Origin of the sequence: Paenibacillus zanthoxyli JH29, from assembly GCF_000520715.1 — a bacterium.
Classification (GTDB): domain Bacteria; phylum Bacillota; class Bacilli; order Paenibacillales; family Paenibacillaceae; genus Paenibacillus_AQ; species Paenibacillus_AQ zanthoxyli.
This window is the reverse complement of sequence record NZ_ASSD01000645.1, coordinates 1-5,752: the sequence shown is the minus strand read 5'-3', so window position 1 is coordinate 5,752 and position 5,752 is coordinate 1. Positions and strand designations below refer to the sequence as shown.

The 5,752-nt window shown below is 55.0% G+C and carries 4 protein-coding genes; all 4 read left to right on the top strand.

The window, feature by feature from the left end:
• Window positions 1-646: peptidase U32 family protein (locus tag L691_RS0124620; protein WP_025692897.1), on the top strand; the 646-nt coding region annotated here is incomplete at its 5' end.
• Between the two features lie 45 nt (window positions 647-691).
• Complete coding sequence (locus L691_RS0124615) at window positions 692-2,017, top strand: peptidase U32 family protein (protein WP_025692896.1); 1,326 nt, start codon at window positions 692-694, stop codon at window positions 2,015-2,017.
• 199 nt (window positions 2,018-2,216) lie between these two features.
• The gene (locus L691_RS0124610; RefSeq protein WP_025692895.1) at window positions 2,217-4,427 is read left to right on the top strand and encodes a methyl-accepting chemotaxis protein; all 2,211 of its coding nucleotides are present in this window, start codon (window positions 2,217-2,219) and stop codon (window positions 4,425-4,427) included.
• A 124-nt stretch (window positions 4,428-4,551) separates the two neighbouring features.
• Window positions 4,552-5,752 (top strand): penicillin-binding transpeptidase domain-containing protein (locus L691_RS0124605; RefSeq protein ID WP_025692894.1); only part of this gene is annotated, 1,201 nt, incomplete at its 3' end.

Genomic DNA, 5,752 nt, shown 5'->3' with positions numbered 1-5,752 from the left:
CGCCCCAGCCGTACTGGCCGCGGCCCGGCGTGAAGCGCCCGGTCTTAAGCTACACTGGAACGCGGAGATGACGTCCACTAATTTCGTGACGGCCAATTATTGGGGACGCAAGGGCGCTTCCCGCGCAGTTCTGGCCCGGGAATTGAATATGGACGAGATCACGGAAATGGTGCCGAAGCTTGAAATCGAGGCCCAGGTCCAAGTGCATGGAATGACCAATATTTATCACTCCAAGCGTAAGCTGGTGGAGAGTTATATGGCTCACCAGGGGCGGCCGGTAGATGGAGGAAGCCTGGGCAAAGAACGCGGTCTGTTCTTGGTCGAGGCGGAGCGTCCCGATGAGAAGTTCCCGATCTATGAAGATGTGAACGGCACCCATATCATGAGCTCGGATGATTTTTGCATCCTGGAAGACCTGCATATACTGATGGAAGCGGGGGTTCACAGCTTCAAAATTGAAGGGCTGCTCAAGCCGACTGCCTATAATGTTGCGGCAGTTAAGGCTTACCGCCGGGCGATCGACGCGTATGCCGCAGACCCTGCGGGGTACGAGTTTCAAGAGGAGTGGCTGGATACTGTGCGGGCGCTGCAGGACCCGGAGCGGGAGCTGACTTTTGGTTTCTTTTATAAAGAGCAGGTTTATTGATTGGAATGAAATTCTTTCTTAAATGAAGAGGAGGGGAGAAAAGGTATGAACACTGTGGCCAAGGCGCAATTTAAAGGCAAGCGTTACCGCTTGGACAAACCGGAGCTCCTGGCTCCGGCTGGCAATCTGGAAAAATTGAAATTCGCCGTGCATTATGGCGCGGATGCGGTATATATCGGCGGGCAGAAATACGGCCTGCGCTCGAATGCGGACAACTTCAGCTTCGAGGAAATGCGCGAAGGCGTAGAATTCGCCAAGAAATACGGCGCCAAGGTATTTGTGGCGACCAATATTTACGCTCATAACGAAGATATCGCCGGGATCGAGGAGTACCTGCGCAATCTGTACGAGGTCGGCATCGCCGCAATCATTGTGGCGGACCCTGCGATTGTGGATATCGCCCTGCGGACCGTCCCGGGTCTTGAGGTGCACCTCAGCACCCAGCAGTCAACGCTGAATTGGCAGGCCGTGGCCTTCTGGAAGGAAGAGGGGCTGCCTCGCGTCGTGCTGGGCCGCGAAACGAGTCTTCAGGAGATCGCCGAGATCAAGGAGCATGTCGATATCGAAATCGAGGCTTTTATCCATGGAGCGATGTGCTCTTCGTATTCCGGCCGCTGCGTGCTGTCCAACCACTTTACGGACCGTGACTCGAACCGTGGGGGATGCTGCCAGTCATGCCGTTGGAAGTATGATTTATTCGAGGATGCCCGTCCAGGGGAAGTCTGGGTCTCCGAGGAGCAGAGCGCCGGACAGTCTCCGCAGCGTCTGCAGCCTGGCATTAAGCAGCTGCCGCTGCATCAGCCGGAGGACAATCCATTCTCGATGGGTGCCAAGGATCTCTGTATGCTGGAGAGCATTCCCGACTTGATCGAGGCCGGCATAGACAGCTTTAAAATCGAGGGACGGATGAAGTCGATCCACTATGTTGCTACCGTGGTTAATGCTTACCGCAAAGCAATCGACGCTTACATGGCCGATCCCGAGCATTACGAGCTGAAGCAGGAATGGCTGGATGAGCTGAACAAAGCGGCTAATCGTCCGCTGAATACGGGCTTTTTCTACGACACGCCGGATCATGAGGATCATATTTATGAGCCGGAAGAAAAAGCCGCGCCGTATGATTTTGCCGGCCTCGTGCTGGACTATGACGCAGAGACGGGGATGGCGCTGATTCAGCAGCGCAATCACTTCAAACCCGGTCAAGAGGTGGAGTTCTTCGGACCGGACCGCCTGCCGTTCAAGCAGATTGTGGGCGAGCTTCAGGATGAACAGGGCGTTCCACTCGATGCGGCCCGTCATCCCTTGCAGCATATTCGGATGAAGGTTGACCAGCCGGTGGCTTATTTTGACATGATGCGGAAAAAGAAATAAGCTTTGGCCGCGTTTATAAGGTAGAAGTCGGGCGTGTTCCTGGGATCAGGGGCACCGCCCGTTTTTTTTACCGCTGTATAGGTATTAGGACTAAAGACATAAAAAATTTGGAACAAGTATAAGATATTTCCGCCAGTCCGCCGATATAAAAGATATCGCTTACATAACGTTTTGCAAATTCATCAGGCAGGTGATCTGAATGGAAGCTCCTAATCGGGAGAGAAAGAGAAATGGGCGTAAAGAACGGTTAAAATTAGATCAGACAGGCAGCAGCGAATCCGTGCGGCACAGGACGGAGTCAGCGAATAGGGACTTGAAACAATGGCTGCATAGAACCTTGCGGCAATTCAAAAAAGTAAATCCCGCTAAATCGGTCGGGGTAAAGCTGTTTCTGATTTTTTTATCGTCCATCGTCGTCGTGGTGCTGGGTCTGGGACTGATGTCTTATACCAAGGCCAGAGAGACCATTAAGGATAACGTATCCGAAGCCAACCGCCAGACGATTATTCAAAATGCCCAGAAGCTTGATATTATTTTGAATCAGTATGAGACGCTCGCATTACAGGTGTTCTTCGATCCGCAAATTCAGGAGCAGCTTACCACTCTTGAAAACGCTTCATCTAATTATGAGCAGTTTGTGGCCAATGATGATATCGGGAAAAAGCTGAGTAATCAGACGACCTCGGACTCCAATATTGTAAGCTTTTCCCTGATTCCGGAGAATGAAAAGCTGCAGATTATCTCAAGCGGAAATCGCGATCTGGTCAAGAACGACATACGGGCAGCGGACTGGTATAAGCAAGCGGTTGCCAATACCGACAGCTATCAACCGTGGTTTGCCAAAGAATCCGCCAGCCAGCAGTTTTACTGGTTCCCGATGAGTGCCGGCGTGAAGGGCAGCACCAATGTCGCTGTCGCCCGAAGCATCAAGGATATGAACGGCCAGGCGGGTTACGTTATTCTGATCGAGCTTAAAAAGGATTTGTTTGAAGACGCTTTCCAAAGCGTCAAGCTGGGGGACGGCTCACATGTTCAGCTTGTTTCTCCGGAAGGGACCGTTATTGCATCCTCGGTCAAAGAGGAGGACGGAAAAGCGTCGCAGTACACTTTTATCAAGGACAGCAAAGCTAATAATAACAGCATAGAGGCGGAAGACGCTTCCAGTAATGATCTGTTAGCCGTCTTTAGCTCGCTTGCGAAGGCCGACTGGAAGCTTGCGGGCATCATTCCGACCAACGAGCTTGTGAAGGACGCGAAGCCGATCCTCTTTACTACTTATCTCGCCGCCGGTGCGGCCGCTCTGCTGGCGCTGCTGCTTGGCGTGTGGATGGTACGCATGATTGCCCGCCCGCTCGCGCGGCTTAAGGATCTGATGGGCTTAGGCGCCAAGGGAGACTTGACGGTGCGGACACCCTATACTTCCTCGGATGAGATCGGCCAGCTGTCGGCTTCTTTTAATCTGATGATGGAACGCATTACGGAGCTGGTCTCCCAGACAACGGAAACGGCCCGTGAGGTACTGGAGACGGCAGGCGAGCTAGGGGAAGCATCACGCAAGACGGCGGATTCGGCCAGGGACATTGCGGTCGCTACCGAAGAAATCGCGGAAGGCGCCGGCAGCTTGGCCATAGAAGCGGAAAAAGGCAATGAAATCACCTCTGTATTGTCGCGCCAGATGGAGCACGTCATTCTTGCCAACAAGGAAATGGATACAGCGGCCCGGATCGTGGGCGAGTCGAGCGGCAGGGGTGCGGAGCAGCTTGAAGAGCTGATGAAGCAGACCGGCCGCACCGGGGAAATGACCAAAGCGCTCGTGGAGAAAGTGGATAATCTGAAGGAAACCGCCTTGTCCGTGTTGAAGGTGCTCGATGTCATGAAAAATATTACGCAGCAGACGAATATTTTATCGCTTAACGCAACGATAGAAGCGGCGCGGGCCGGAGAGGCCGGACGGGGCTTCATGGTGGTAGCTGACGAGATTCGCGGACTGGCGGATCAGACCCGGGAATCCATCGCTTTGGTAGCGGGCATCACCGACAAGATCATGAACGAAATGAATGAGACCGTGAACGTGCTTACCGAAGTGACACCGCTATTCGCCGAGCAGATGAGCTCTGTGAAGAGCACCGAAGAAATCTTTGTATCGGTTCGCGGGCAAATGGACAGCTTTGTGTCCAGTCTGCAATCGGTCACAGAGTCGATCGACAGCCTGAAGGATGCGCAGATTGAGCTGTCGGAGGCGATGGGCAATGTCAGCGCCGTAGCGGAGGAATCGTCCGCGACTTCGGAAGAGGTGGCTTCGCTCAGCAGCGAGCAGCAGAACGTGAGCGATCAGCTCGTAACGCTGTCGGCCAACCTGGAAAGCGTCTCCGGCAATCTGAAAGACAAGCTGGCGCTGTTCAAGATATAAATAGTCGATCAGGAAGAGCCTTTCGCAGCCGCGAAAGGCTCTTTTACATATATCATCCGCAATTTGCGCATCTTATTTCGCGTACTGGGCATAATAGGAAAAATTTCGGTCCGGAGGCAGAAGGATGCAGAATAAACGTCATCAGCGTAACAAACGAATGGTTGGCGCCATCTATTTTCTAGCCGCCGCTTTTGCTCTGCTTGCGCTGCGGCTCGCCTGGCTGCAGTTCGTTATGAGCGGACGCCAGGTTCCAGGAGGGCAGTACCCTCTTGCCCAAATGTCGCAGATTCAGAGCGAACGGGAGATTGTGCTCGATACCGGGCGGGGGCGGCTGTATGACCGACATGGTCTGCCGCTGGCAGGAGAAACGGTGTGGACGGCGGCTTTTTTTCCGCAGGAGGGTGGACAGTCAAGGACGGATGGAGGCGGGGATACCGCTTCACTTCGCCGTCTGGCGAAGGTCCTCGGCGTACCTTATGAACAGCTTAGGGCAAAAAGAGAGAGGCTGGCACAGCCTTTCCTGTGGCCCGCAAAGTCCGGCGGGGGGCCGCTTGCGCTTTCGCAGCAGCAGGCAGACGAAATCAGCAGGCTTGGCGTTGACGGCGTACGGGTTATGCCGTTTGCTCACAGGCCGGGCGGCAGCCTTACAGGGCGGCAGTGGCTCGGCCATTTGTCCGAAGCTGTACCGAAGAAACCGGCAGGAGAGGAAGGCGATGAGGAAGCGTTCGCCAAAAAGAATAACCCTTCGGATCTCCGGGTGCCGCTGAAGGGAATGACCGGACTTGAGAAGACGCTGGAGCCCCTGCTGCGCGGGATCGGACATACCGAGGTATATGCCAGAGTTGACGCGCAGGGCAAGCGTCTTCCAGGCACCGGGCTGACGGTGCGGACACCGTCCAATCCTTATTATCCGCTGTCGATCCGCACGACCATCGACCGCCGTCTTCAGGAAGGCATCGAGAAGCTAGTGCAGGGGGACGGGGTGAAGGAAGGCGCAGTCGTCGTGCTGGACGCGGAATCCGCCGATGTAACGGCGATGGTGTCGCTGCCGTTCTACAACCCGGAGGACATTTCTCCGCAGGGCGGAGAATGGAACAACCGGGCGCTGCAAGCGGCTGCGCCCGGCTCCATCTTCAAGATCGTCACCGCCGCCGCCGCGCTGGAAGCCGGTGTGACTTCGCCCGGCGAGGTGTTCCACTGCCACGGAGCCTACGGCAGATACGGACTGTCCTGCCATAAGGAGGCCGGGCATGGCGCACTGACGCTGGAACAGGGCTTCGCCTTGTCCTGCAACACCGTGTTCGCCTCGCTTGCGGAGAAGCTGA

Coding starts and splice junctions, on each gene's coding strand:
- L691_RS0124615 (WP_025692896.1), top strand. CDS start 692: ATGAACACTGTGGCCAAGGCGCAATTTAAAGGCAAGCGTTACCGCTTG.
- L691_RS0124610 (WP_025692895.1), top strand. CDS start 2,217: ATGGAAGCTCCTAATCGGGAGAGAAAGAGAAATGGGCGTAAAGAACGG.